Raw genomic sequence first — 24,759 nt, 5'->3', positions numbered from 1 at the left:
CTCAGGCAGAGGCGGCGGCACCGAGGCGCGATTGTACGAACGCCCCGATCTCCGCCGACGCCACGCGCGTGGCGGCCACATCGCGCCGGTGCTGGTATTCGACCTGGCCTTCCTTGAGCGCCTTGTCGCCGATGACGACACGGTGCGGCACGCCGATCAGTTCCCAGTCGGCCAGCATCGCGCCGGGGCGCTCGCCGCGGTCGTCCAGCACCACGTCGACCCCGGCGGCCAGCAGTTCCTCGTACAGCACCTCGGCCGTGCGCTTCACGTCCGGGCTCCGGTCCGGTCCGATCGGGCAGATCGCCACCGTGAACGGCGCGATCGCATCCGGCCAGATGATGCCGCGCGCGTCGTGGTTCTGCTCGATGGCCGCAGCCGGCAGGCGCGTGATGCCGATGCCGTAGCAGCCCATCTCCAGCAGCTGCGGCTTGCCACCTTCGTCGAGGAAGGTGGCGTTCATCGACTTGCTGTACTTGGTGCCGAGGTAGAACACGTGGCCGACCTCGATGCCGCGCTCGATCGCCAGCCGGCCCTTGCCGTCCGGGGACAGGTCGCCAGCCACCACGTTGCGCAGATCGGCGACCAGGTCGGGCTCGGGCAGGTCGCGGCCCCAATTCACGCCGGTCATGTGGAAGTCCGGCGCATTGGCGCCGCAGATCCAGTCGTGCATCACCGCCACTTCGCGGTCGGCCACGATCTTGACCGGCCGCAGCAGGCCGATCGGCCCCAGGTAGCCGGGCTGGCAACCGAAGTGCGCCTCGATCTCGGCCACCGTCGCGAAACGGAAGCCCGCGTCCAGGCCGGGCAGCTTGCCGACCTTGACTTCGTTCATGTCGTGGTCGCCGCGCAGCAGCAGCAGCCAGACTTGGGGCCCCGCCTCGCCGTCGGTGGCGAGCACCAGCGACTTGACCGTGGTGGACAGCGGCACGCCCAGCAGTTCGGCCACGTCGGCGCAGGTGGCCTTGCCGGGCGTGGGCGTGCGGGCGATGTCCTTCGAGGGCGCGGCACGCGGTGCGGCGGGCGCCAGCGCCTCGGCCTTCTCCATGTTGGCGGCGTAGTTGCTGTCGGGGTTGTAGACGATGGCGTCCTCGCCGGTCGCAGCGATCACCTGGAATTCTTCCGACAGGTCGCCGCCGATGGCGCCGCTATCGGCCGCCACGGCCCGATAGCGCAGACCGAAGCGGTCGAAGATGCGCCGGTAGGCTTGGGCCATGACCTGGTAGCTCTGCTTGGCCGCCTCGGGGCTGCGGTCGAAGCTGTAGGCGTCCTTCATGATGAACTCGCGCCCGCGCATCAGCCCGAAGCGTGGCCTGCGCTCGTCGCGGAACTTGGTCTGGATCTGGTAGAAGTTCTTGGGCAGTTGCTTGTAGCTGCGCAGTTCCTGGCGAGCGATGTCGGTCACGACCTCCTCGCTGGTGGGCTGCACCACGAAGTCGCGCTGGTGCCGGTCCTTGATGCGCAGCAGTTCCGGCCCCATCTTCTCGAAGCGGCCGGTTTCCTGCCACAGCTCGGCCGGCTGCACGACGGGCATGGTCAGTTCGATGGCGCCGGCGCGGTTCATCTCCTCGCGCACGATGGCCTCGACCTTGCGGAGCACGCGCAGCCCCATGGGCATGTAGGTGTAGATGCCGGCGCCGAGCTTCTTGATCATTCCCGCGCGCGTCATCAGCCGGTGGCTGACGACCTCGGCGTCGGCGGGCGCCTCCTTGAGCGTGGAAATCAGGAACTGGGACGCTTTCATGGGCTGACGAAGGACAGGAAAACCAGAGGGGAATACCCGAAACCGGCGCAGCCGCAGCGGCTTGCCGCACAGGCGGCGCTGTGCATAATGGTTTCAAGTTAAGAAATTGGGGTTTGATTATGCTTGACCGGGAAGGCTTCAGGCCCAACGTCGGCATCATCCTGCTCAACCAGAAGAACCAGGTGTTCTGGGGCAAGCGTATCCGCACCCACTCCTGGCAGTTCCCGCAGGGCGGCATCGATCGGGGCGAAACGCCGGAACAGGCGATGTTCCGCGAGTTGCACGAAGAAGTCGGCCTGCGCCCGGAACATGTGCGGGTCGTGGCCCGGACGCGCGACTGGTTGCGCTACGAGGTGCCGGACCGCTTCATCCGCCGCGACGCGCGCGGCCACTACAAGGGGCAGAAGCAGATCTGGTATCTGCTGCAGCTGCTCGGGCACGACTGGGATCTCAACCTTCGCGCGACCAACCATCCGGAGTTCGACGCCTGGCGCTGGAACGACTACTGGGTGCCGCTGGACGTGGTGGTGGAGTTCAAGCGCGGCGTCTACGAGATGGCGCTGACCGAGCTCGCGCGCTTCCTGCCGCGGCACGACCACCGCAACCGCTACTTGCGCAACAGCATGCGAGCGCGCGATGGCGAGCCCACCGACCACCATGCGCGCCGCGAAGCGCCGACCCCGAGGATGGAACTGCCGCCCGGCGGCAGCTTCGAACCCGATCCGCAGACCAACCAGCGGCGCAACCCGCCGCCACACAACCACCATGCACCTTCGTAGCGGCCGCCTGGCGGCCTGGCTGGCCGCCAGCCTCATCGCCGCTGCGGCCAGCGCCGGCGCGCAGTCCATCCTGCCCGACGAGCCCGACTGGGTCGAGGCCGAGGCACCACCGCCTCCAGCGTTCAGCCTGGACAGGCTGGTCGACGTGGACGTCGATCGCCAAGGCAGCCTGCGCTATGGCGTGGACCCCGAGACCATCCGCATCGGCGAGGACGGCGTCGTGCGCTACGTCATGGTCGCGCGCAGCAACACCGGGGCCATGACGGCCATGTACGAAGCTCTGCGTTGCAGCACAGGCGAGTACAAGCTCTATGCGCGCTACAACGTCGACCGCTGGACGCCGGTCGGAACGCCGCAGTGGCAGTCGCTGTGGGAATCCTCGCGTGTCAAGTACCCGCTGGCGTTCGCGCGCCAGGGCGGCTGCGACAACCGGGCACCGCCCACCACGGTGCGGGACATCGTGCACCGGCTCAAGTCGCCGGGCACGGTCCTGCACCCGTTCTGATTCAGCGGATCAGCACCAGGTTGTCGCGGTGGACCATTTCGGGCTCCGCCGCATAGCCGAGCAGTCCCTCGAATTCGCTGGACGGCTTGCGACACAGCAGCCTGGCTTCCGCGCTGGCGTAGTTGGCCAGGCCGCGCGCGATGGTCCCGCCCCGCGTGTCGCGGACGGCGATCACGTCGCCGCGCGAGAACTCGCCCTCCACCGCCGTCATGCCGATCGGCAGCAGGCTCTTGCCCTCTTCGCGCAGCTTGCGCGCGGCGCCCTCGTCGACGACCACCGCGCCGCGCAGCTGCAGGTGGTCGGCCATCCACTGCTTGCGCGCCTGCATCTTCGGGGTCTGCGCCACCAGCAGCGTGCCGATGGACTCCCCCTGCGCCAGCCGCAGCAGCACGTCGCGCTCGCGGCCCCAGGCGATCACGGTGGACGCGCCGGACCCGGCCGCCCGCTTGGCCGCGAGGATCTTGGTGATCATGCCGCCGCGGCCGATGGACGAGCCGGCGCCGCCCGCCATGGCCTCCAGCGCCGGATCGCCGGCGCGCCCGACGTCGATGAAGCGCGCCGCCGGATCCTTGCGGGGGTCGGCGGAATACAACCCCCGCTGGTCCGTCAGGATCACCAGCAGATCGGCCTCCACCAGATTGGCCACCAGCGCGCCCAGCGTGTCGTTGTCGCCGAACTTGATCTCGTCATTGACGACGGTGTCGTTCTCGTTGATGACCGGGATCACGTCGTGCTGCAGCAGCGTCAGCAGCGTCGAGCGGGCGTTGAGGTAGCGCTCGCGGTCCGCCAGGTCCGCATGGGTCAGCAGCACCTGCGCGCTGCGCATGCCATGCTCGCGCAGCTTGGTTTCGTACATCTGCGCCAGGCCCATCTGGCCGACGGCGGCGGCGGCCTGCAGCTCGGGCAGCTCGCGCGGGCGGACGGTCCAGCCCAGGCGCTTCATGCCCTCGGCCACCGCGCCGCTGGACACCATGATCAGCTCCCGCGTACGGGCCTGGTCGGTCACCAGGGCCGCCAGCTGCCGCGACCACTCGCCCACGGCCACCTCGTCCAGGCCGCGGCCTTCGTTCGTGACCAAACTGGAGCCGACCTTGACCACGATGCGCCGCGCACCGCGCAGCACGCCGGAAACGTCGAAAGCGTTCATCGGATCATGCATCGGAAGCGTCGGCGAAGCGCGGATCGACCGGCGCCAGCTGGAGTTCAGCCGACTTCTCCGCATGCACATGCTGGTAGACCGCCTGCACCAGCGGCTCGCAGCCTTCGCGTGTCAGCGCCGAGATCTCGAACACCGGCCCCTTGAAGCGCAGCCGGCGCACGAAGTCCTTGACGCGCGCGGCACGCTCGGACGGCGCAATCATGTCCAGCTTGTTCAGCACCAGCCAGCGCGGCTTGCGGTACAGCGCGGCATCGTATTTCTTGAGTTCGTTCACGATGGCGCGCGCCTGCGCCACCGGATCGACGCCTTCGTCGAACGGCGCCAGATCGACGACGTGCAGCAGCAGCCGCGTGCGCTGCAGGTGGCGCAGGAACAGGTGGCCCAGCCCCGCGCCTTCGGACGCGCCCTCGATCAGGCCCGGCAGGTCCGCCACCACGAAGCTCTGCTCCGGGCCGACCCGCACCACGCCGAGGTTCGGATGCAGCGTCGTGAACGGATAGTCGGCGATGCGCGGCCGCGCGTTCGATACCGCGCTGATCAGCGTCGACTTGCCGGCGTTCGGCATGCCCAGCAGACCCACGTCGGCCAGCACCTTCAACTCGAGCTTCAGGTGCTTCTTCTCGCCGGGCCAGCCCGGCGTCTTCTGCCGCGGCGCACGGTTGATCGCGCTCTTGAAGCGCAGGTTGCCGAAGCCACCGTCGCCGCCCTTGGCGATCATCACCGCCTCGCCGGGCACCAGCAGCTCGAACAGTTGCTCACCCGTGTCGGCATCGCTGATGACGGTGCCCACCGGCATGCGCAGCGTGATGTCGGCGCCTGCGGCGCCGAACATGTCCGAGCCCATCCCGTGCTCGCCACGCTTGGCTTCGTAGCGCCGCGCGTAGCGGTAGTCCACCAGCGTGTTCAGGTTCGGATCGGCCACGGCGTAGACATGGCCGCCGCGACCACCGTCGCCGCCGCTCGGCCCGCCGAATTCCTTGTACTTCTCGTGGCGGAACGCGACGCAGCCATTGCCCCCGTCGCCCGAGGCGACATCGATCGTGGCTTCATCGACGAATTTCATGTTCCACCTCGCACAAGGCCGAGCTCAAAACGAAGAAGCCCCGACGAGCGGGGCTTCGGACCGGAGGGACCGACGTCCTCAGGCAGCGGGTGTGACCACCACCGTGTGCTTGTTCAGCGCACCCTTGGTGGCGAACGAGACATGGCCGTCGACCAGCGCAAACAGCGTATGGTCCTTGCCGACGCCGACATTGCTGCCAGCATGGAAACGCGTGCCGCGCTGGCGCACGATGATGGAGCCCGCGCTCACCAGTTCGCCGCCGAACGCCTTCACGCCCAGCATCTTGGGCTTGGAATCGCGGCCGTTGCGCGTGGAGCCGCCGCCTTTTTTCTGTGCCATGAGCCTTACCCCTTCTTAGCCGGCGATCGCGCCGATCTGCAGTTCGGTGAACTGCTGGCGATGGCCTTGACGTTTCTGATAGTGCTTGCGACGGCGCAGCTTGAAAATGCGCACCTTGTCGTGCTTGCCATGCGCCACGACGGTTGCCGTGACGGTTGCGCCGGACACCAAGGGCGTGCCGACCTTCAGTTCGCTGCCGTTGCCAACGGCGAGCACCTGGTCGATCACGATCTCCTGGCCAACATCCGCAGCAATCTGTTCTACCTTGATTTTTTCGCCGGAAGCAACGCGATACTGCTTGCCGCCGGTTTTTATGACCGCGTACATGTGGAACCTCTGTTGAGCCTCGTTTCGAGGAAAGAGCCTTCGGCGGACGAATTTCCGCGAAGCCCGCGAGTATAGCATCTCCCACCCCTTCACCGAGGCCGGCACCCGCGCGCCCGGCGGGGCGCATTGGCGGCTTCCTATAATTCGACGCAATTACCCTGGGTTACAACTTGTCCGACCACACTTCCAGCACCGCTGCGGCGGTCGCGCTGATCGCCGAAGACATGCGCGAAGTCGACCGGCTGATCGCCCATCGTCTGGCGTCCGGCGTCCCCCTCGTCGGCCAGGTCGCCCAATACATCATCTCGGCCGGCGGCAAGCGCCTGCGGCCGGCCCTGCTGCTGCTGATGTGCGGGGCGCTCGGCACGCGCTCGCCGCAGCGCTTCAACCTGGCGGCCGTGGTCGAGTTCATCCACACCGCGACGCTGCTGCACGACGACGTGGTCGACGACTCCACGCTGCGCCGCGGCCGCGCCACCGCCAACGAAGCCTTCGGCAACCCGGCCAGCGTGCTGGTCGGCGACTTCCTGTATTCGCGCGCCTTCCAGATGATGGTCGAGGCGCAGGACATGCGCATCATGGAAACGCTGGCCGAGGCCACCAACGTGATCGCCGAGGGCGAGGTCCTGCAGCTCGTGAACATGCACGACGCCACGCTGGACGAAGAAGGCTACCTGCGCGTCATCCGCTCCAAGACCGCCAAGCTGTTCGAGGCCAGCGCCCGCATCGCCGCCATCCTGGCCGGCAGCCCGCCCGCGCTGGAGCGCGCCTGCGCCGACTACGGCCAGGCCCTGGGCACGGCGTTCCAGGTCATCGACGACGTGCTCGACTACGACGGCTCGCCCGCCGAGATGGGCAAGAACCTCGGCGACGACCTGCGCGAAGGCAAGTGCACGCTGCCGCTGATCGCCGCGATGCGGCTCGGCACGGCACGGCAGCGCGACACCATCCGCGTCGCGATCGAGCAAGGCGCGACCGAGAACATCGACGAGATCATCGCCATCGTGCGCGGCACCGGCGCGCTGGACGTGACGCGCCAGGCCGCTGCCGCCGAGGCGCGGCGCGCGATGGAAGCCATCGAAGGACTGTCGCGCAATAGCTACACGGAAGCTTTGCTACAATTAGCGGCTCAGCTGTTGCAGCGAAGGTCCTGAAAGACTCTTGCGCAGCAGCGGAACACGGGGTGTAGCTTAGCCTGGTAGAGCGCTACGTTCGGGACGTAGAGGCCGGAGGTTCGAATCCTCTCACCCCGACCAGATTCTTCGAAGAAGACGACAAAACGGCCGCGAATTTCGCGGCCGTTTTGCTTTGTGCCCGCCCCGTCCTGCGGGCCCTGCACGCACTCCCCTCGCCGGCACCCGGCACCCCACCCGGCACGTCGTCGCCGGACGACAGCCGCATGAATCCCGCATGACCGCGCGCCACGGTCTTGTCATGCCGCCGCCACATTCGCCACCTAGATTCGGCCGCAGCTTCCCGACTCTCCACGCAAGGACTCTCATCCATGAAGTTGCATTCGCTCTCCTTTGCCGCGGTGGTGTTGTGCGCAACGCTCGCCGCCTGCGGCGGCGACAACTACCACAGCACCGCCGCACCCGCGCCCCAGAAGAACGTGCTGTTCTTCCTCGGCGACGGCATGGGCATCACCACCCTGACCGCCGCGCGCATCTACAGCGTCGGCGAAGACGGCGAGCTGACCATCGACAGGCTGCCCGAGAGCGCCTTCGTCCACACCTACTCCAACGACGGCCAGGTCACCGACAGCGCACCCTCGATGGCCGCCTACATGACCGGCGTGAAGATGAACAACGAGGTCATCTCCATGTCGGCCGACACCCGGGCCACCGACGCCGACGGCAAGCCCTACCACGTCAAGTACGACAGCACCTGCCCGGCCACCGGCAACGGCTCGCCGGTGGAAACGCTGCTGGAGCAGATGAAGGCCGCCGGCTACGGCACCGGCGTGGTCACCTCCACCCGCATCACCCACGCCACGCCCGCGGCCACCTACGCGCACGTGTGCCACCGCGATGCCGAGAACACCATCGCCGCGGCCCTGGTGCCCGGCGGCGCCGGCTACAACGCCAAGCTCGGCGACGGCGTGGACGTGATCTTCGGCGGCGGCACCAGCTACTTCACGCCCGCCGCCGACGGCGGCAAGCGCAACGACGGCCGCAACCTGATCAGCGAGCTGAAGACCGCCAAGTACGGCTTTGCGGCCGACAAGAGCGCGTTCGACAAGCTGCCGGTGGACGGCAACACCAAGATCGCCGGCCTGTTCACCAGGGACCACATGTCCTACGACCTGGACCGCGACCCGGCCAAGGAGCCCAGCCTGGCCGAGATGACCGGCAAGGCCATCGACGCGCTGTCCGCGCGCAAGAAGGGCTTCTTCCTGATGGTCGAAGGCGGCCGCATCGACCATGCGCTGCACGCCACCAACGCCCGCCGCGCGCTGCAGGACACCGTGGCCTTCGACAACGCGATCAAGACCGCGCTGGAGAAGATGGAGAAGGTGGACCCGGGCCTGAAGAACACGCTGATCGTCGTCACCGCCGACCACGACCACTCGCTGCAGATGAACGGTTATGCCGCCCGCACCGGCAAGACCGAGCCGGGCAAGCCCGGCGTGCTGGGCTTGGTCATGAACTACGTGGACAACAGGCGGCCCTCGACCGACGTGGACGGCAACCCCTACACCGTGCTGGGCTTCGGCAACGGCCCGGGCTACAAGCTGACCCGCGGCCCGATCAGCGATGCCGAGCTGGAGCACCCCGACTACATCCAGGAAGCCGTGGTGCCCATGCCCGCAGGCGGCGAGACCCACGGCGGCGCCGACGTCTTCCTGGGCGCCACCGGCCTGGGCGCCGACCACTTCTCCGGCGTGCTGACCAACCACGAGGTGTTCGGCCTCATCAAGAAGGCCATCGGCCTGTGAGCGGCCGAACACCGATCCATACGCAGGACACGCAGGAACACAGCATGAACCCGACTTTCCGCAAGACCGCGCTCGCCGCCATGGCCCTGGGTTGCGCGTTGGCCGGCACCGCCGCCCAGGCCGCCGGTGAAGCCAAGAACGTGATCTTCTTCCTCGGCGACGGCATGGGCCCGGTCACCGTCACCGCCGCCCGCATCTACAAGGGCGAGAAGGAGATCGCCGCCGGCAACCCGAACAAGCTGGTCAGCAGCGAGCGCGCCAAGCTGCAGATGCAATCGCTGCCCTACGCGGCGCGCATCAAGACCTTCTCGCGCGACGGCCAGACCACCGACAGCGCGCCCTCGATGGCCGCCTACATGACCGGCGTGAAGATGAACAACGAGGTCATCTCCATGTCGGCCGAAACGTCGGCCTACGCGCCCGACGGCTCGCAATACATCCGCGGCGAGGACACCACCTGCCAGGCCGGCAACGGCACGCCGGCCGAGACGCTGCTGGAGCTGTCCAAGGCCAAGGGCCGCTCGGTGGGCGCGGTGTCCACCACCCGCGTGGGCCACGCCACGCCGGCCACCACCTACGCCCACATCTGCAACCGCAACGCCTACAACACGATCGCCGAGCAGTCGGTGCCGGGCCATGCCAACTACAACCCCAGGCTGCTCGACGGCGTGGACGTGCTGATGGGCGGCGGCCAGCGCAACTACCTGCCCAGGGCCATCAACCCCAGCAGCAAGCGCACCGACAGCGCCAACCTGGTCGAGCAGATGCAGGCCAAGGGCTACACCTACGTCAGCAAGGGCTCGGAACTGGCCGCGCTGGACGCCACCCAGACCGGCAAGCTGCTGGGCCTGTTCTCGCAAAGCGAGATGGCCTACGAGCTGGACCGCACCAACCAGCGGCTGGACCAGCCCAGCCTGTCCGACATGGCCACCAAGGCTCTGGACGTGCTGAGCCGCAACGACAAGGGCTTCTTCCTGATGGTCGAAGGCGGCCGCATCGACCATGCGCTGCACGGCAGCAACGCCAAGCGCGCGCTGGAAGACGCGCTGGCCCTGGACAAGGCCATCGAGAACGTCATGGCCTACATGGAAAGGAAGGACCCGGGCCTGAAGAACACGCTGATCGTGGTCACCGCCGACCATGACCACGCGATCGCCTTCAACGGCTATTCCAAGATCGGCAGCCCGATCCTGGGCAAGGTGGTGGACTACCAGACCGGCAAGCTGTCCAAGGCAGCCGACGGCAAGCCCTACACCACGCTGGTGTTCGGCAACGGCGGCCGGCCCAACGCCAGCGCCTCCAGCCAGGTCAACGAAGAAGACGGCGGCAAGCCCTGGGTGGCCCCGGCCCGCGGCGCCGGCCGCGAGGACCTGACCAATGTGGACACCACGCAGGACAACTTCCTGCAGGAAGTCAACGTCAACCTGGGCACGCCGGGCTCCGAAACCCACGGCGGCGGCGACGTGATGCTGTTCGCCGGCGGCGCCGGCGCCAGGATCTTCAAGGGCACCATGGACAACATCAAGGTGTTCGGCAAGGTCAAGGAAGCGGCGGGCCTGTGATGTTCAAGCGCCGACACTGGCTGGCCGCGGCGGCGGCCGCCGGCACCCTGCTGGCCGTGCAGCCGGCGGCCCTGGCCCACGCTCAAGCCCCGGCGGCAACCGCCGCGGCCGATGCCGGCCCGACGGTGCACCTGCTGCTGCAGTACGAGAGCCACTCGATCGGCCAGGACGGCGTGCAGCGCGACAGCCGCCACACCGACCGCATGGTCCGCGACGGTGACCGGGTATGGATCGAGCGCGTGCTGCCCCAGGTGCTGCGCGACGAGGCCGCCCACGGCCACAAGCCCACGCCCGGGCCGCACGCCGGCCATGCGCATGACGAGGCCCAGAACGCGCCGCTGCTGCTGCAGCGCCAGGCCGACGGCCAGACCCTGGTGCAGATCGTGCTGCGCGAGCAGCGCCGCGTGATCGAGGTGGAGAAGGGCCACCACGGCAACGTGGGCTACGGCGGCTCGTGGGCCGCGGCCTACTGGCTGATCGACCCGCAGGCGCTGCAGCGCATGGAAAAGCTGGGCCCGCCGCGCAACGGCGTGCAGCGCTACCGCCTGCAGCAGGGCGAGCGCCGCACCGAGGTGGACTGGGACCTGGCCGGCCGCTACGTGCGCACGCTGGTGCAGCAGGACATGCACGGCCTGTCCAGCCAGCGCCTGACGGTCAAGGCCCAGCCGCTGCCCGCGCGCATGCCCTGGGACGAACTGCAGGGCTACGCCCGCGGCGACTACTCCGACCTGCTGGACTGAAAGCGGCCCGGCCCCTCCCAGCCGGGCAGCGCGGCGGCGTCCTGCCGCCGATGGGCAAGCGGGCCGGCAAGGGCAGCGGGCGGCGGCGCTGGCGCGCCTCTACACTGCCGCCATCCGCCGCACCGCCGCCGCCCCATGACGCCTTCGGACCACGACCATGCCGTCCCGCCCCACGTCCGCCACCTGCGGCAGATCCTGCTCTGGCCGCTGCGCCTGATGCCGCTGCCGGCCGGCGCCGCAGCGCAGGCACGGCCCTGGGAACTGCTGGCCGCCGACCCGCGCTGGCAGGAAGTCGTCGACGAATACACCGGCGACACCAGCCGCTTCCACGAGCGGCACTACAACGAGTTCGTCACCTTCCTGCCCTACGTGCAGCGCTTCCTCTACGGCGAGGGCCGCGGCGCCGGCAGCGCGGGGCCCGACGAGCGCGCGGCCGCCTCGCCGATGCGGGTGTTCCGCCGCCACGACATCGCCGCCGTGCGGTTGACGGCGCGGCCCGGCGACGCGCCGGTCACGATGCAGATCGTCCACGCCGACCTGTACTTCTTCCTCGACGTCGACCTGGTGCTGTTCAACCTGGAGGTCTCGGCCGACGACCTGTCGCTGCCGCATGCGCAGGAACTGCTGTACCGCTTCGGCCGCGGCTATCCGCCGGGCTGGGACGCCGAAGGCCGCGCCCAGCACTGCCTGGCCGACGCCGAATGGCTGGATGCCGAGGGCCGCGTGCTCGCGCGCTCGGACGCGCACCAGCGCGACAACTTCCTGGCCCACGTCGCCGAGCACCGCGCCCCGCGCATCGCCACGCACTGGGCCGCCATGCTGGAGCCGCTGGTGGGCGACCATTCCGGCCAGCCCGGCGCGCTGCGCTTCCGCCAGATCGAGTACTACCGCATGCCGGTCATGGCCTACCTGGCGCTGGACGAACCGCAGGCGCTCACGCGCGCGGACTTCGCGCGGCTGGGCCTGGTCACCGGCTCGGGCGGCCCGCAGGCGCTGCCGTACGCGGACGGCCACCTGGCCGACTTCGAGCAGCGCTTCTGCTACGACCGCTTCTGGGGCCCCGGCGGCGCCGCGCCGTGGACGCGCTACCTGTGCAGCGGGCATTCGCTGATCGTCGTGGGCCAGGCGGATTCGCAGCTGTTCGCCTGCCGCGACCGTGGCGTGCTGGCGCAGTTCCGCCACCAGCACTTCATGCTGTTCCTGATCGCGCACTTCCAGAAGGCCGCGCTGCTGATGGTCTCGGACAAGCTGGTCGAGGCGCTGCGCCGGCTCGACGTGAACGACGCCGACAGCGTGCGCACCTTCAAGCGCGCGATCCGCGCCAGCTTCGAGAGCTTTCTGCGCTTCACCCACCGCTACTGGTTCCACGAGATCTCCGAGCAGGCGCTGGTGCGCGGCCTGTGGCACATGTGCGCGCGCCACCTGGAGCTGGACCCGCTGTACAGCGAGGTCAAGGAGCGCATCGCCGACATGAGCCACTACCTGGAGAGCGACAGCCTGCGCCGCCAGGCCAACACCGTCGTGCGGCTGACCGTGGTCACGATCTTCGGCCTGGTCGGCACTGTGACCACCGGCTTCCTGGGCATGAACCTGCTGGCCGAGGCCGACGCCCCGATGACGCGCCGGCTCGCCATCTTCGCCGTCACCTTCGTGCTGACGACCGTGCTGACCGTCTACACCATGGTCAAGTCCAAGCGGCTGTCGGACTTTCTCGACGTGCTCTCCGACGAGCGCGCCACCGCCTGGCAGAAATGCCTGGCGTTCGCGGCCGTGTGGCGGCGCAGCGGCGACTGATCAGCGCAGCCAGTCCGCCTCCCAGCCGCCGCCCAGCGCCTGGATCAGCGCCACCGCGGCCGTTTGGCGCGACAGCTGCACCTGCGCCAGGGTGCGCCGCGCGGACAGCGCCGACGCCTGGGCGCTGACCACCTCGCTGTAGCTGACCTGCCCGGCGCGGTAGCGGTTGAGCATCTGCTGCTCGGTCCGGTCGGCCGCCTGCGAGGCGGCGCGGCGCAGGCCCTCCTGCTCGGCCAGCGCGGCCACGGCGGCGAGCTGGTCCTCCACGTCCTGGAAGGCCGCCAGCACCGTCTGCCGGTAGCGGGCCACGCTGGCCGCGTGCGCCGCGCGGGCCGCGTCGGTCCTGGCGTCGATCGCGCCGCCGTCGAACACCGTCTGCGCCACCGACAGGCCCAGCGCCCACAGCATGCTGGAGGCGTTGAACAGCTCGCCGACGCGGCTGGTGCTGCTGCCCAGCGACGCCGACAGGCCGATGCTGGGGTAGTGCGCCGCGCGCGCGATGCCGATCTGCGCGTTGGCCGCCGCCACGGCGCGCTCGGCCGCCGCGATGTCGGGCCGCCGCTGCAGCAGCAGCGAGGGTACGCCGGCCGGCACCGCCGGCACGGTCGGGCGCCAGGCAGCCGGCGCGAGCGAGAACTCGGCCGGCACGGCGCCCACCAGCACCGCGACCGCATGCTCGTAGGCGGCGCGCGCGCGCCGCAGCCCCACCCGCTCGGCCTGCGCGTTGACCAACTGCGTCTGCGCCTGCAGCACGTCGCTCTGCGCCGCGATGCCGGCGTCGTAGCGGTTGCGCGTGATCGCGAGCGCGCGCTCGTAGCCGGCGATCGTCTCGTCCAGCAGCACGATCTCGGCATCGGCCTCGCGCAGCGACAGGTAGCTGGTGGCCAGCGTGCCGATGGCCGACAGCCGGGCCGAGGCCAGGTCGGCCGCGCTGGCCTGGGCGTCCGCCTGCGCGCTTTCGACGGCCAGGCGCAGCCGGCCCCACAGGTCGGGCGACCAGTCGGCGCCCAGCGTGGCGGCGTAGGTACTGCCGGCGCCGCCGCCGCGCAGCGCGCCGCTGCGGCGCGCGCTGCCGTCCAGCGACACGCTGGGCAGCAGGCCGGCCTGCTGCTCGCGCACCAGCGCCTCGGCCTGCGCCTGCGCGGCCACGGCGGCGGCGATGGTCTGGTTGGACACCTGCACGCGCGCGGCCAGCTCGTCCAGCAGCGGATCGCCGAAGCGCAGCCACCAATCGCCGCGGTCCAGCGCGTCGCCGGGCCGGGCCGGCACCCAGCCGTCGGCGGCCGGCGTCTCCTTGAACGCGACGGCGGCGCCGGCGGCGGTGTCGGGCCGCACGTAGCGCGGGCCGATGGCGCAGCCGGCGGCCAGCAGGGCCAGCAGCAGCGGCGCGAGGAAAGCGAGGCGCGGGGAAGTGGGACGCAGAGAAACGGGGCGCAGGGATGTCATGCCGATCTCGCGAGCAGGCGTTCGTTGGGCGCGCGGTGGCGCAGCTTGTCCAGCAGCACGTAGACCACGGGCACGGTCAGCAGCGTCAGCAGTTGGCTGGCGATCAGGCCGCCGATGATGGCCACGCCGAGCGGCTGGCGCAGCTCGGAGCCCTGGCCGAAGCCGATGGCCAGCGGCAGCGCGCCCAGCCCGGCGGCCAGCGTGGTCATCAGGATGGGACGGAAGCGCAGCAGGCTGGCCTCGCGCACCGCCTCGGCGGCGGACAGGCCGCGCGCGCGCTGGGCCTCCAGCGCGAAGTCGATGATCATGATCGCGTTCTTCTTGACGATGCCGATCAGCAGGAACAGCCCGATCAGCGCGATGATGGTCAGGTCCATGCGGAACAGCAGCAGCGCCAGCACCGCGCCCACGCCGGCCGAGGGCAGCGTGCTCAGCACGGTGACCGGATGGACCAGGCTCTCGTACAGCACGCCCAGCACGATGTAGATCACCACGATCGCGGCGGCGATCAGCACGGCCTGCTGGCCGCCGGTCTCCTGCGCCGCGCGCGCCGTGCCGGCGAAGCTGCCGCGCACGCGGGTCACGGGCATGGCGATGTCGTTCTCGGCCTGGCGCACCAGGCGCTGCGCCTCGGCCAGCGTCACGCCCTCGGCCAGGCCGAACGAGATGGTGCTGGACAGCTCGGTGTCGTCGTGGCTGATGGAGCTGGGCACGGCCCGCTCGGCCAGCTGCGCGAACGACGACAGCGGCACCAGCACGGTGCTGCGCGTGGCCAGCGCCTGCCCGGTGGAGGCGCCGCGCACGCCCGGGTTGGCGGACGTGACGGTGGAGGTGCCGGTGCTGCTGTCGGTATCCGCCTGCAGGGAGCTGACCACCGTCTGCCCGGTGGCGGCGCTGGTCGCGGTGTTCAGCGTGGACGGCACGTACAGGTCGGCCAGCGCGATGGGCGAGCGCTGGAAGGCCGGCGCCCATTCCATGATCACCGAATACTGGTTCAGGTCGTTGTAGATGGTGGCCACCGAGCGCTGGCCGAAGGCGTCGTACAGCGCGCCGTTCAGCGCCGAGGTGTTCACGCCCAGCCGCGCGGCGGCGTCGCGGTCCACCTGCACGTAGGTCTCCACGCCGTTGTCGGAGGACTCGCCGTCCACGTCGGTCAGCTGCGGCAGCTCGGCCATGCGGTCGGCGAGCTTCTTCGACCAGGCGCGCAGCTCGGCCAGCGAGTCGCTCTTGAGGGTGTACTGGTAGGTGGAGTTGCTCTGGCGCCCGCCCATGCGCAGGTCCTGCACCGGGCCCAGGAACACGCGCAGGCCGGCCAGCTGGTTCAGCTGCGGCCGCAGCCGGGCGATCACCGCCTGCGTCTTCTCGCGGCGCTCGCTGCCGTAGGGCTTGAGGTTCACGAACATGAAGCCGCCGCCGGCGCGCGAGCCGCCGCTGAAGGCCACCACGGTGTCCACCGCCGGGTCGGCGCGAATGATGTCGGCCGCCTGCTTGAGCTTGCCGGCCAGCGCGGAGGAGGAAATGCTCTGGTCGGCCCGGATGCCGCCGTTGAGCTGGCCGTTGTCCTGCTGCGGGAAGTAGCCCTTGGGGATCTGCGTGAACAGCCAGGCGTTCAGGCCCACCACGACCAGCAGCGACAGGACCACCAGCGGCTTGCTGGCCAGCGCCCAGTCCAGGCTGCGGGCGTAGGTGTGCAGCACGCGCTGCCAGCCGCGCTCGCCCCAGCGCGCGAGCGCGCCGCCGATGCGGCTGCCGGGGCGGCCGCGGTAGTGGCTCTCGGCGCGCAGCAGCAGCGCGCACAGCATCGGCGTGGTGGTCAGCGAGACCACCAGCGAGATCAGCACCGCGGCCGACAGCGTGACCGCGAACTGGTTGAACAGCCGCCCGGCCTGCCCGCCCATGAACAGCAGCGGGATGAACACCGCCACCAGCGACAGGCTGATCGACAGCACCGTGAAGCCGACCTCGCGCGCGCCCTGCAGCGCCGCGGCCACGCGGTCCATGCCGGCCTCGATGTGGCGCTGGGTGTTCTCCAGCACCACGATGGCGTCGTCCACCACGAAGCCGGTGGCCACCGTCAGCGCCATCAGCGACAGGTTGTTCAGCGAGAAGCCCAGCAGGTGCATCACGCCGAAGGTGCCGAGCAGCGAGACCACGGTGGCCACGGCCGGAATCACGGTGGCGCGCGCGCGGCGCAGGAACACGCCGACCACGAACACCACCAGCGCCACCGACACCATCAGCGTGACCTCCACCTCGCGCAGCGAGGCGCGGATGGAGTTGGTGCGGTCGGAGGCGACCTGCACCTCGATGTCCTGCGGCAGCTGGGCGCGCAGCGCGGGCAGCAGCGTGCGCACGCCGTCCACGGTCTCGATGATGTTGGCGCCCGGCTCCTGCGTGACCAGCACGATCACCGCCGGCTCGCCGTTGAACAGGCCCACGGTGCGCGTGTTCTCCACGCCGTCGCGCACGCTGGCCACGTCCGAGAGCTTCACCGGCGCGTCGTTGCGCCAGGCGATCACCAGGTCGCGGTAGTCGGCCGCGCGCAGGCCCGGCGCCGGCGTGTAGACCTGCAGCCGGCGGTCGGCGCTCTCGATCGCACCCTTGGGCCGGTTGGCGTTGTTGGCCTGGATCGCGGCGCGCACGTCCTCGGTGCTGATGCCCATGCGGTTCAGCGCGTAGGGCTGCAGCTCCACCCGCACCGCCGGCAGCGAGGCGCCGCCGATCTCCACGTCGCCCACGCCGTCCACCTGCGACAGGCGCTGGCTGACGATGCTGGCGACCGCGTCGTAGATCTCGCCCGGCGTGCGCGTCTTCGACGTCAGCGCCAGGATGATCACCGGCGCGGCCGTCGGGTTGGCCTTGCGGTAGGTCGGGTTCCGGCGCAGCGTGGACGGCAGGTCCACGCGGGCGGCGTTGATCGCGGCCTGCACCTCGCGCGCGGCGGCGTCGATGTCGCGGTCCAGGTCGAACTGCAGCGTGACGCGCGTGGCGCCGGTGGAGCTGGTGGAGGTGAGCTCGTTCACGCCCGGGATCACGCCGAGCCGGCGCTCCAGCGGCGTGGCCACGCTGGAGGCCATGGTCGAGGGGCTGGCGCCGGACAGGCTCGCCGACACCGAGATCACCGGGAAGTCCACCTGCGGCAGCGGCGAGACCGGCAGCACGAAGAAGGCCATGATGCCGGCCAGCGCCACGCCGATGGTCAGCAGCACGGTGGCGACCGGGCGCTGCACGAAGGGGCGCGAGAGGTTCACGCCCGGGCCTCCCCGTCCGGCCGGCCCGGCCGCCGGCCGAAGCGCCGGCCCAGCCGGTCGAACGCCAGGTAGATCACCGGCGTGGTGAACAGCGTCAGCAGCTGCGACACCACCAGCCCACCGAAGATGGCCAGGCCCAGCGGCCGGCGCAGCTCGGAGCCCTCGCCCCAGCCGAACATCAGCGGCACGGCGGCGAACAGCGCGGCCAGCGTGGTCATCAGGATCGGGCGGAAGCGCAGCAGCGCCGCCTGGTGGATCGCCTCCTGCGGCGGGCGGCCCTGCCGGCGCTCGGCGTCGATCGCGAAGTCGATCATCATGATCGCGTTCTTCTTGACGATGCCGATCAACAGGATGATGCCGATGATGCCGATCACCCCCAGGTCGTTGCCGGTCAGCATCAGCGCCAGCAGCGCGCCCACGCCGGCCGAGGGCAGCGTGGACAGGATGGTCAGCGGGTGCACGTAGCTCTCGTACAGCACGCCCAGCACGATGTAGACGCAGACCACGGCCGCCAAGATCAGCCACAGCTGGCTGGTGAGCGACTTCTCGTAGGTGCCGGCCGCGCCCAGGAAGCGCAGCGTGATGCCGGCCGGCAGGCCGATCTGCGCCGCCGCGGCGCGGATGGCGGCCACCGACGCGCCCAGCGCCACGCCGGGCGCGGTGTCGAAGCCCACGGTGGCGGCCGGGTACTGCGCCACGCGCGTGACCTGCAGCGGCGCCGGCTGCTCGCGCACGGTCGCGAACGAGGCCAGCGGCGTGGTGCCGCCGCTGCCGGTCTTCAGCTGCAGCGTGGACAGGCCCTGCACCGATTCCAGCCCCTCGCGCTGCGCCTCCAGGATCACGCGGTACTGGTTGGTCTCGGTGAAGATGGTCGACACGATGCGCTGGCCGAAGGCGCTGTACAGCGCGTCGTCCACCGCGCTGGCGGTGACCGACAGCCGCGCGGCGCTGGCGCGGTCGATGTCCACGTAGGCCGCCAGGCCCCGGGCGCCGGCGTCGGTGGTGGCGTTGCGCACGCTGGCCTGCAGCGCGGGCGTGCGCAGCTGCTCGACCAGCCGGCGCGCCCAGTCGTCCACGGCCTGGGTGTCCACGCCTTCGAGCGACAGGCGGTATTCGGTGGGCCCGGTCTCCGCGTCGATGGTCAGGTCCTGCGTGGGCTGCAGGTACAGCGCCACGCCGGCCACCGCGTGCTGCACGCGCTCGCGCAGGCGCTGCATGGTGGCCTGCTGGTCGCCGCGGTCGGCGCGCAGGTTGATCAGCAGGCTGCCGGTGTTCAGCATGGTGTTGTTGGCCGCGTCCACGCCGGCCACGGCGCTCACGCTCTGCACCTGCGGGTCGTCCAGCACGGCGCGCGCGGTGGCCTGCAGCAGCTCGGCCATGCGCGCGTACGAGACGTCCTGCGAGGCCTGCACGCGGGCCTGGAGCTGGCCGGTGTCCTGCGTCGGGAATAGGCCCTTGGGGATCGCGACGTACAGCACCGTGGTCAGCGCCAGCGTGGCCACGGCGACCAGCAGCGTCAGCGGCTGGTAGCGCAGCACCCACTGCAGGGCCATGTCGTAGCGCGCGACGACGCGGTCGAAGAAGCGCTGCACGGCCTGGCCGAAGCGCCCGCCGGCCTGCGCCTCCGTGCGCAGCCAGCGCGCCGACATCATCGGCACCAGCGTCAGCGAGACCACGGCCGAGATCAGGATGGTGATGGCCAGCGTCACCGCGAACTCGCGGAACAGCCGGCCCACCACGTCCTGCATGAACAGCAGCGGGATCAGCACCGCCACCAGCGACACCGTCAGCGAGATGATGGTGAAGCCGATCTGCGTGGCGCCCTTGAGCGCGGCGGCGAAGGGCTTGTCGCCCTGCTCCAGGTAGCGGGCGATGTTCTCGATCATCACGATCGCGTCGTCCACCACGAAGCCGGTGGCAATCGTCAGCGCCATCAGCGTCAGGTTGTTCAGCGAATAGCCGAGCAGCACCATCAGCCCGCAGGTGCCGACCAGCGAGATCGGCACCGCGATGCTGGCGATCACGGTGGCGCGCAGGCTGTGCAGGAAGAAGAAGATCACCAGCACCACCAGCACCACGGCCAGCGCCAGCTCGATCTGCACGTGCTCGACCGAGGCGCGGATGCCGGTGGTGCGGTCGGACAGCACCTGCACCCGCAGCGCGCCGGGCAGCGAGGCCTGCAGCTCGGGCAGCTCGCGCTTGAGCGCGTCCACGGTGGCGATCACGTTGGCGCCCGGCTGGCGCTGCACGTTGAGGATCACGGCCGGGTGCAGCACGGTCTCGCCCTCCGCCTTGAGGGCCGCCCAGGCGCCGAGCTGCGCGTTCTCCGCCCCGTCGACCACGCGCGCCACGTCGCGCATGCGCACCGGCGCGCCGTTCTTCCAGGCCACGACCAGCTCGCGGTAGTCGGCCGCGGTGTCGAGCTGGTCGTTGGCGTTGATGGTGTAGGCGCGCGTCGGCCCGTCGAAGCTGCCCTTGGCGCCGTTGGCGTTGGCCGCGGCGATCGCGCTGCGCAGCGTGTCGATGCCGATGCCCATGGCCGCCAGCGCCCGGGTGTCGGCCTGGATGCGCACGGCCGGCCGCTGGCCGCCGGCCAGCGTGACCAGGCCGACGCCGCTGACCTGGCTCATCTTCTGCGCCAGCCGCGTGTTCACCAGGTTCTGCACCTCGGTCAGCGGCATGGTGTCGCTGCTGACCGCCAGCGTCAGGATCGGCGCGTCGGCCGGGTTGACCTTGGCATAGACCGGCGGCGCCGGCAGGTCGGCCGGCAGCAGCGAGCTGCCGGCGTTGATCGCGGCCTGCACCTGCTGCTCGGCCACGTCCAGCGTCTGGTCCAGGTCGAACTGCAGCGTGACGATGGACACGCCCGCGGCGCTGACCGAGGACATGCGGTTCAGCCCGGCCATCTGGCCGAGCTGGCGCTCCAGCGGCGCGGTGACGGTGCGGCTCATGACTTCCGGGCTGGCGCCGGGGTACAGGGTCTGCACCTGGATGGTGGGGTAGTCCACCTGCGGCAGCGCGGCCAGCGGCAGCAGGCGCAGGCCGACCAGGCCGGCCAGCACGATGGCCAGCATCAGCAGGCCGGTGGCGACCGGGCGCTCGATGAAGGGACGCGACGGGCTCATGTCGGCAACCGCCGGCGCTCAGCCGGGCCGGCCCGGGCCGCCGCCGCCCTCGCGGCGGCGCTGCTGCAGGTGCTGCCAGCGTTCCAGCGCCTGCGGGTCGCCCTTGTCCAGCGCGTCGAGGAACTGCTTGCGGCGCGCCAACTGCTCGGGATCGCCCTTGGCCGCGTCCAGCATGCGCCGGCGCTGCTCGGCCGTCGGCAGGGCCACGGCCCCGGCGGACGCGGCCGGCCGCGGCGCATCGGCCTGGCGCTCGCCCTGCAATTGCACCTGCGAGCCCTCGCTGAGCCGGTCGCCGCCCTCGGTCACCACCAGCTCGCCGGCCTGCAGGCCCTCGGTGATCACCACCTGCTCGACCGTGGACACCCCGCGCTTGACCGCCCGCATGGACACCTTGCGCTGCGCGTCGATCACGTAGACGTAGGGCCCCTCCGGCCCGCTGCGCACCGCCGTCACCGGCACCACCAGCGCGTCCTGCGTGCGCAGCGTCAACCGCAGGTTCACGAACTGGCTGGGGAACAGCCGGCCGTCGCCGTTCGGGAAGCGGGCCTTGGCCTTGACCGTGCCGGTGGTGGTGTCCACCACGTTGTCCAGCGTGGAGAACACGCCTCTGTCCAGCACCTCGCTGCGGGTGCGCTGCAGGGCCTCGGCCACCAGCTTGCGGCCGGCCGCGACCTCGGCCTGGATCTCCGGGATGCGGTCCTGCGGCACGGCGAACTGCACGTCGATCGGGTTGATCTGGGTGATGACCGCGATGCCGGTCGTGGAACCGGCCGACACCGTATTGCCCTGGTCCACCAGGCGCAGGCCGATGCGCCCGCTGAGCGGCGCGGTGATGCGGGTGAACTCCAGGTTCACCCGCGCCGCGGCCTCGGACGCCTGGTCGGCCAGCACCGAGCCCTCGAGCTGCTGCACCAGCGCGGCCTGGGTGTCCACGTCCTGCCGGGCGATGGAGTCCTGGCCCAGCAGCGTGCGGTAGCGCGCCAGCGTCACGCGCGCGGCGGCCAGTTGCGCCTCGTCGCGCGTGCGCACGCCGCGCGCCTGCATCAGCGCCTGCTCGTAGGGGCGCGGGTCGATGCGGGCCAGCAGTTGGCCCTGCCGGACCATCTGGCCCTCGGTGAACAGCACCTCGGTCAGCACGCCGCCGACCTGCGCCTTCAGCGTGACCGTGGCCAGCGGCGTGACCGTGCCCAGCGCGTCCAGCGTGATCGGGATGCGGGCCCGCACCACCGTCGCATGGCCCACGGTGACCAGGCCGAAGCCGGCGCCACCGGGCGGCGGTCCGCCGGGCGCCCCCGGCATGAAGCCGGCGTGCGGCCCCTCCGCCGGCGGCCGCCTGGCCAGGTAGATGCTGCCGCCGACCAGGGCGCCGAGCAGCAGCAGCGTGAGGAGCACGCCCGGCCAGCGGCGGCGCGCCGGCGGCTGCGGAGGCGGTATCGGGTTCGGTGCGGCGGGCACGGGCGTGCCGGGCGTGGGTCGGTCCATGGACAGGCAGGCGCAGGGAAGCGGGCGCGTAGTAGAGCGCCGCATCGTAGCGGCCATGCCGGCGCTTTCGTGAACGCTCCGTAAAGCCATGGCCGCGCGGCAGAATCGGCCGCATGACGACACGCACCCTGCTGGTCGCCGGCGGCGGCATCGGCGGCATGGCCGCCGCGCTGGCCTGCGCGCGCCAGGGCTGGGACGTGCGGCTGTACGAACGCGCGGCGGCGTTCAGCGAGGTCGGCGCCGGCATCCAGATCGGGCCGAACGTGGTGCGCCTGCTGCAGGGCTGGGGGCTAGGCGAGGCGCTGCGGGCCGTGGCCGCGTTTCCGGCGCGGCTGCGCGTGCGCGACGTCGCCAGCGGCCGCACGCTGGGCGAGCTGGGCCTGGCCGGCATGGCCGGCCGCTACGGTGCGCCCTACGCCACGATCCATCGTGCCGACCTGCTGCAGCTGCTGCACGCCGCCGTGCAGGCCTGCCCGAACGTCGCGCTGCAGCTGGGGCAGGCGGCCGAGGGCTTTGCCGCCGGCGCCGACGCCGTGCAGCTGCAGCTGCGCGACGCCGCCGGCCGCGCGCTGCCCGCCGCCGAGGGCGACGCGCTGCTCGGCGCCGACGGCCTGTGGAGCCGCCTGCGCCAGCAGCTGCTGCACGACGGCCCGCCGCGCCTGACCGGGCACCTGGCCTACCGGGCGCTGGCGGCCCAGGCCGAACTGCCGCCGGAGCTGCGCAGCGACGAAGTCACGGCCTGGCTGGGGCCGCGCCAGCACCTGGTCTGCTACCCGGTGCGCGGCGGCGCCCTGCTGAACGTGGTGGGCTTCGTGCACGGCCGGCTGCCCGGCATGCACACGCCCTCGCCCGATGCGCTGGCGGACTGGGACCACGGCGCCAACGCGGCCGAGCTGCGCGCCGCCTTCGCCGGCGCCTGCGCGCCACTGGCGGCGCTGCTGCAGGCCGTCGGCGCCTGGCGCCTGTGGGTCATGTGCGACCGGCCGCCGATGACGCGCGCCGCGCAACAGGCCCGGGGCCGCGTGGCGCTGCTGGGCGACGCGGCCCACCCGATGCGCCCCTACCTGGCCCAGGGCGCCGGCATGGCGATCGAGGATGCGGAAGCACTGGCCCATGCGCTACGGCAGGTCGGCCCGGCAGGCCCCGACGTGCCGGCCGCGCTGGCGCACTACGCCGGGGAGCGCTGGCAGCGCAACGCCAGCGTGCAGGCGCGCGCGCTGCGCAACGGCCGCATCTACCACGCCGCCGGCCCGCTGCGCCTAGGCCGCGACCTGGCCATGGCCGTGCTCGGCGAAGGCCTGCTGGACATGCCCTGGCTGTACGGCTGGCGGCCGCCGCGCCCGGCCGCGGTCAGAAGCCGTGAATGAACCGACCGTGCCCGGCCCGAAAGGCGATGCCCCAGCCACGGCGGCGGCAATGCGGGTGGACGCGCATCGGGGACCTCGCGCGTGGGCGCGAGGCATGCGGTCACCGCTGCTCAGTTCAGGAAAAACTTGATCAGGCCCTTGGCGGCGAAGCCCAGCATGCCCAGGCCCAGCCCCAGCAGCAGCACGAAGGTGCCGAAGCGCCCGGCCTTGGACTCGCGCGCCAGCTGCAGGATGATGAACAGCATGTACAGCATGAACGCGCCGACGCCGAACGTCATGCCGAACCAGGCGATCTGGGCTTCGGTGTAGCCGAACATCGGTGCTCAGCCCCGTTCGGTGCCGGCCGGCGGCGCCACCAGGTCGACGTAGGCATGCCAGCTGGCGTGCGCCAGCCAGGGCACGGCCAGCACCAGGCCCAGCAGCGCCGGCACCATGGCCACCAGGGTCAGCCCCATCAGCAGCATCGCCCACAGGGCCATCGGCAGCGGGTTTTCCATGACGGCGCGCCAGCTCGTCAGCACCGCGGCCAGGATGCCGATGCGCCGGTCCAGCAGCAGCGGGATCGCGACCACGCTGGAGGCGAACACCGGCGCGGCCAGCAGCGCGCCCAGCACCACCCAGCCCTCGAACAGCCAGCCGGTGTCGGCCAGCACCACCTGGCGCAGGAAATCCTCGGGCCGGGTCACCGGTGCCGGGGCGAAGCCGGTCACCAGGCCGGCCGAGGTGACGACCCACCCAGTGCCGGCGAAGGCCAGCAGCACGCCGAACAGGACCAGCCGCCCGTCGTCCGGATACCAGGCGCGCAGCGCGGTGGCCAGCGTGGCCGGCTCGCCGCGCGCCAGCGCCCGGCTGATCGCGTACAGGCCGGTGGCCGCCAGCGGCGCGACCAGCAGGAAGCCGGAGAAGGCGCCGGCCAGCAGCCAGAAGCGGTCGCGGGCCAGCAGCAGCAGCACGGCGCCGAACAGCGCGACGACCAAGCCGTGCAGCAGGCCCGGCACGGGCGCGCGCCACAGGTCGGCCCAGCCGCGCACCAGCCAGCGCAAGGGCTGGCCCGGCGTGATCGTGCGCACGACGAATCGGCGGCTCTCGTTCAGCGCGCGCGTGGCCGTTCTGTTGGGCATGCGCCATGCTCGCACCGCAG

At 71.0% G+C, this 24,759-nt stretch carries 19 protein-coding genes and 1 tRNA gene; 9 read left to right on the top strand and 11 right to left on the bottom strand.

Features of this window, described 5'->3' with window-relative positions:
• Nucleotide 1 precedes the first annotated feature (1 nt).
• On the bottom strand, nt 2–1,741 hold the full coding sequence (locus QM782_RS14045; RefSeq protein ID WP_415203520.1) for a proline--tRNA ligase: 1,740 nt from the start codon (nt 1,739–1,741) through the stop codon (nt 2–4).
• 119 nt (nt 1,742–1,860) lie between these two features.
• Here QM782_RS14045 and QM782_RS14040 point away from each other — a divergent pair, with 119 nt between their 5' ends.
• Nucleotides 1,861–2,520: an RNA pyrophosphohydrolase gene (locus tag QM782_RS14040; protein ID WP_415203519.1), complete on the top strand. Its 660-nt coding sequence runs from the start codon at nt 1,861–1,863 to the stop codon at nt 2,518–2,520.
• Nucleotides 2,507–3,025 (top strand): CNP1-like family protein, encoded by a 519-nt coding sequence (locus tag QM782_RS14035; RefSeq protein WP_415203518.1) that lies wholly within the window; start codon nt 2,507–2,509, stop codon nt 3,023–3,025. Before QM782_RS14040 ends, QM782_RS14035 begins: the two co-directional genes overlap by 14 nt.
• Nucleotide 3,026: 1 nt before the next feature.
• On the opposite strand, the gene proB is transcribed toward QM782_RS14035, so the two are convergent.
• The 4 genes from proB to rplU form a co-directional block, all read right to left on the bottom strand.
• A complete protein-coding gene (gene proB, locus QM782_RS14030) occupies nt 3,027–4,172 on the bottom strand; it encodes a glutamate 5-kinase (RefSeq protein ID WP_415203517.1) in 1,146 nt (381 codons plus the stop codon).
• 4 nt (nt 4,173–4,176) lie between these two features.
• Nucleotides 4,177–5,247 (bottom strand): Obg family GTPase CgtA, encoded by a 1,071-nt coding sequence (cgtA, locus tag QM782_RS14025; protein ID WP_415203516.1) that lies wholly within the window; start codon nt 5,245–5,247, stop codon nt 4,177–4,179.
• 78 nt (nt 5,248–5,325) lie between these two features.
• Nucleotides 5,326–5,586 (bottom strand): 50S ribosomal protein L27, encoded by a 261-nt coding sequence (gene rpmA / locus QM782_RS14020; protein ID WP_415203515.1) that lies wholly within the window; start codon nt 5,584–5,586, stop codon nt 5,326–5,328.
• A gap of 15 nt (nt 5,587–5,601) precedes the next feature.
• Complete coding sequence (gene rplU, locus QM782_RS14015) at nt 5,602–5,913, bottom strand: 50S ribosomal protein L21 (protein ID WP_415203514.1); 312 nt, start codon at nt 5,911–5,913, stop codon at nt 5,602–5,604.
• A 170-nt stretch (nt 5,914–6,083) separates the two neighbouring features.
• Here rplU and QM782_RS14010 point away from each other — a divergent pair, with 170 nt between their 5' ends.
• The 6 genes from QM782_RS14010 to QM782_RS13985 all read left to right on the top strand — a co-directional run bounded on the left by QM782_RS14010 (nt 6,084) and on the right by QM782_RS13985 (nt 12,947).
• Nucleotides 6,084–7,067, top strand: coding sequence for a polyprenyl synthetase family protein (locus tag QM782_RS14010; RefSeq protein WP_415203513.1), 984 nt, complete (start codon nt 6,084–6,086; stop codon nt 7,065–7,067).
• A 25-nt stretch (nt 7,068–7,092) separates the two neighbouring features.
• Nucleotides 7,093–7,169: transfer RNA gene (locus QM782_RS14005), tRNA-Pro, on the top strand.
• Nucleotides 7,170–7,417: 248 nt separating this feature from the next.
• The gene (locus QM782_RS14000; RefSeq protein ID WP_415203512.1) at nt 7,418–8,851 is read left to right on the top strand and encodes an alkaline phosphatase; all 1,434 of its coding nucleotides are present in this window, start codon (nt 7,418–7,420) and stop codon (nt 8,849–8,851) included.
• Nucleotides 8,852–8,895: 44 nt separating this feature from the next.
• Nucleotides 8,896–10,413: an alkaline phosphatase gene (locus QM782_RS13995; protein WP_415203511.1), complete on the top strand. Its 1,518-nt coding sequence runs from the start codon at nt 8,896–8,898 to the stop codon at nt 10,411–10,413.
• Complete coding sequence (locus tag QM782_RS13990) at nt 10,413–11,153, top strand: hypothetical protein (protein WP_415203510.1); 741 nt, start codon at nt 10,413–10,415, stop codon at nt 11,151–11,153. The genes QM782_RS13995 and QM782_RS13990 overlap by 1 nt, the downstream gene beginning before the upstream one ends.
• 135 nt (nt 11,154–11,288) lie before the next feature.
• The gene (locus tag QM782_RS13985; protein ID WP_415203509.1) at nt 11,289–12,947 is read left to right on the top strand and encodes a hypothetical protein; all 1,659 of its coding nucleotides are present in this window, start codon (nt 11,289–11,291) and stop codon (nt 12,945–12,947) included.
• On the opposite strand, the gene QM782_RS13980 is transcribed toward QM782_RS13985, so the two are convergent.
• Genes QM782_RS13980 through QM782_RS13965 form a run of 4 tightly spaced genes read right to left on the bottom strand, consistent with a single transcriptional unit; the run spans nt 12,948 to nt 22,251 of the window.
• Nucleotides 12,948–14,393 carry an efflux transporter outer membrane subunit gene (locus QM782_RS13980; RefSeq protein WP_415203508.1) on the bottom strand — a complete coding sequence of 482 codons (1,446 nt, stop codon included), beginning with the start codon at nt 14,391–14,393 and terminating at the stop codon, nt 12,948–12,950. It abuts the gene before it with no gap.
• Nucleotides 14,390–17,644 (bottom strand): efflux RND transporter permease subunit, encoded by a 3,255-nt coding sequence (locus QM782_RS13975; RefSeq protein ID WP_415203507.1) that lies wholly within the window; start codon nt 17,642–17,644, stop codon nt 14,390–14,392. Before QM782_RS13975 ends, QM782_RS13980 begins: the two co-directional genes overlap by 4 nt.
• Entirely contained in the window at nt 17,641–20,769 is a 3,129-nt protein-coding gene (locus QM782_RS13970) for an efflux RND transporter permease subunit (protein ID WP_415203506.1), read from the bottom strand. The genes QM782_RS13975 and QM782_RS13970 overlap by 4 nt, the downstream gene beginning before the upstream one ends.
• An 18-nt stretch (nt 20,770–20,787) precedes the next feature.
• Nucleotides 20,788–22,251 (bottom strand): efflux RND transporter periplasmic adaptor subunit, encoded by a 1,464-nt coding sequence (locus tag QM782_RS13965; protein WP_415203505.1) that lies wholly within the window; start codon nt 22,249–22,251, stop codon nt 20,788–20,790.
• 113 nt (nt 22,252–22,364) lie between these two features.
• Between QM782_RS13965 and QM782_RS13960 the strand changes: the two genes are divergently transcribed.
• Complete coding sequence (locus tag QM782_RS13960) at nt 22,365–23,618, top strand: FAD-dependent monooxygenase (RefSeq protein WP_415203504.1); 1,254 nt, start codon at nt 22,365–22,367, stop codon at nt 23,616–23,618.
• Between the two features lie 110 nt (nt 23,619–23,728).
• Here QM782_RS13960 and QM782_RS13955 read toward each other — a convergent pair whose 3' ends face one another.
• Nucleotides 23,729–23,935, bottom strand: coding sequence for a DUF2788 domain-containing protein (locus QM782_RS13955; RefSeq protein WP_415203503.1), 207 nt, complete (start codon nt 23,933–23,935; stop codon nt 23,729–23,731).
• A gap of 6 nt (nt 23,936–23,941) precedes the next feature.
• On the bottom strand, nt 23,942–24,739 hold the full coding sequence (locus QM782_RS13950) for a DUF2189 domain-containing protein (protein ID WP_415203502.1): 798 nt from the start codon (nt 24,737–24,739) through the stop codon (nt 23,942–23,944).
• Nucleotides 24,740–24,759: the final 20 nt, after the last annotated feature.

The organism is Pseudorhodoferax sp., from assembly GCF_047601025.1.
Classification (GTDB): domain Bacteria; phylum Pseudomonadota; class Gammaproteobacteria; order Burkholderiales; family Burkholderiaceae_C; genus Pseudorhodoferax.
Note: the sequence above shows the minus strand (reverse complement) of the source record. Positions and strands in the feature narration are given on the sequence as shown.

Coding starts and splice junctions, on each gene's coding strand:
- QM782_RS14045 (WP_415203520.1), bottom strand. CDS start 1,741: ATGAAAGCGTCCCAGTTCCTGATTTCCACGCTCAAGGAGGCGCCCGCC.
- QM782_RS14040 (WP_415203519.1), top strand. CDS start 1,861: ATGCTTGACCGGGAAGGCTTCAGGCCCAACGTCGGCATCATCCTGCTC.
- QM782_RS14035 (WP_415203518.1), top strand. CDS start 2,507: ATGCACCTTCGTAGCGGCCGCCTGGCGGCCTGGCTGGCCGCCAGCCTC.
- proB (WP_415203517.1), bottom strand. CDS start 4,172: ATGAACGCTTTCGACGTTTCCGGCGTGCTGCGCGGTGCGCGGCGCATC.
- cgtA (WP_415203516.1), bottom strand. CDS start 5,247: ATGAAATTCGTCGATGAAGCCACGATCGATGTCGCCTCGGGCGACGGG.
- rpmA (WP_415203515.1), bottom strand. CDS start 5,586: ATGGCACAGAAAAAAGGCGGCGGCTCCACGCGCAACGGCCGCGATTCC.
- rplU (WP_415203514.1), bottom strand. CDS start 5,913: ATGTACGCGGTCATAAAAACCGGCGGCAAGCAGTATCGCGTTGCTTCC.
- QM782_RS14000 (WP_415203512.1), top strand. CDS start 7,418: ATGAAGTTGCATTCGCTCTCCTTTGCCGCGGTGGTGTTGTGCGCAACG.
- QM782_RS13995 (WP_415203511.1), top strand. CDS start 8,896: ATGAACCCGACTTTCCGCAAGACCGCGCTCGCCGCCATGGCCCTGGGT.
- QM782_RS13990 (WP_415203510.1), top strand. CDS start 10,413: ATGTTCAAGCGCCGACACTGGCTGGCCGCGGCGGCGGCCGCCGGCACC.
- QM782_RS13985 (WP_415203509.1), top strand. CDS start 11,289: ATGACGCCTTCGGACCACGACCATGCCGTCCCGCCCCACGTCCGCCAC.
- QM782_RS13980 (WP_415203508.1), bottom strand. CDS start 14,393: ATGACATCCCTGCGCCCCGTTTCTCTGCGTCCCACTTCCCCGCGCCTC.
- QM782_RS13970 (WP_415203506.1), bottom strand. CDS start 20,769: ATGAGCCCGTCGCGTCCCTTCATCGAGCGCCCGGTCGCCACCGGCCTG.
- QM782_RS13965 (WP_415203505.1), bottom strand. CDS start 22,251: ATGGACCGACCCACGCCCGGCACGCCCGTGCCCGCCGCACCGAACCCG.
- QM782_RS13960 (WP_415203504.1), top strand. CDS start 22,365: ATGACGACACGCACCCTGCTGGTCGCCGGCGGCGGCATCGGCGGCATG.
- QM782_RS13955 (WP_415203503.1), bottom strand. CDS start 23,935: ATGTTCGGCTACACCGAAGCCCAGATCGCCTGGTTCGGCATGACGTTC.
- QM782_RS13950 (WP_415203502.1), bottom strand. CDS start 24,739: ATGCCCAACAGAACGGCCACGCGCGCGCTGAACGAGAGCCGCCGATTC.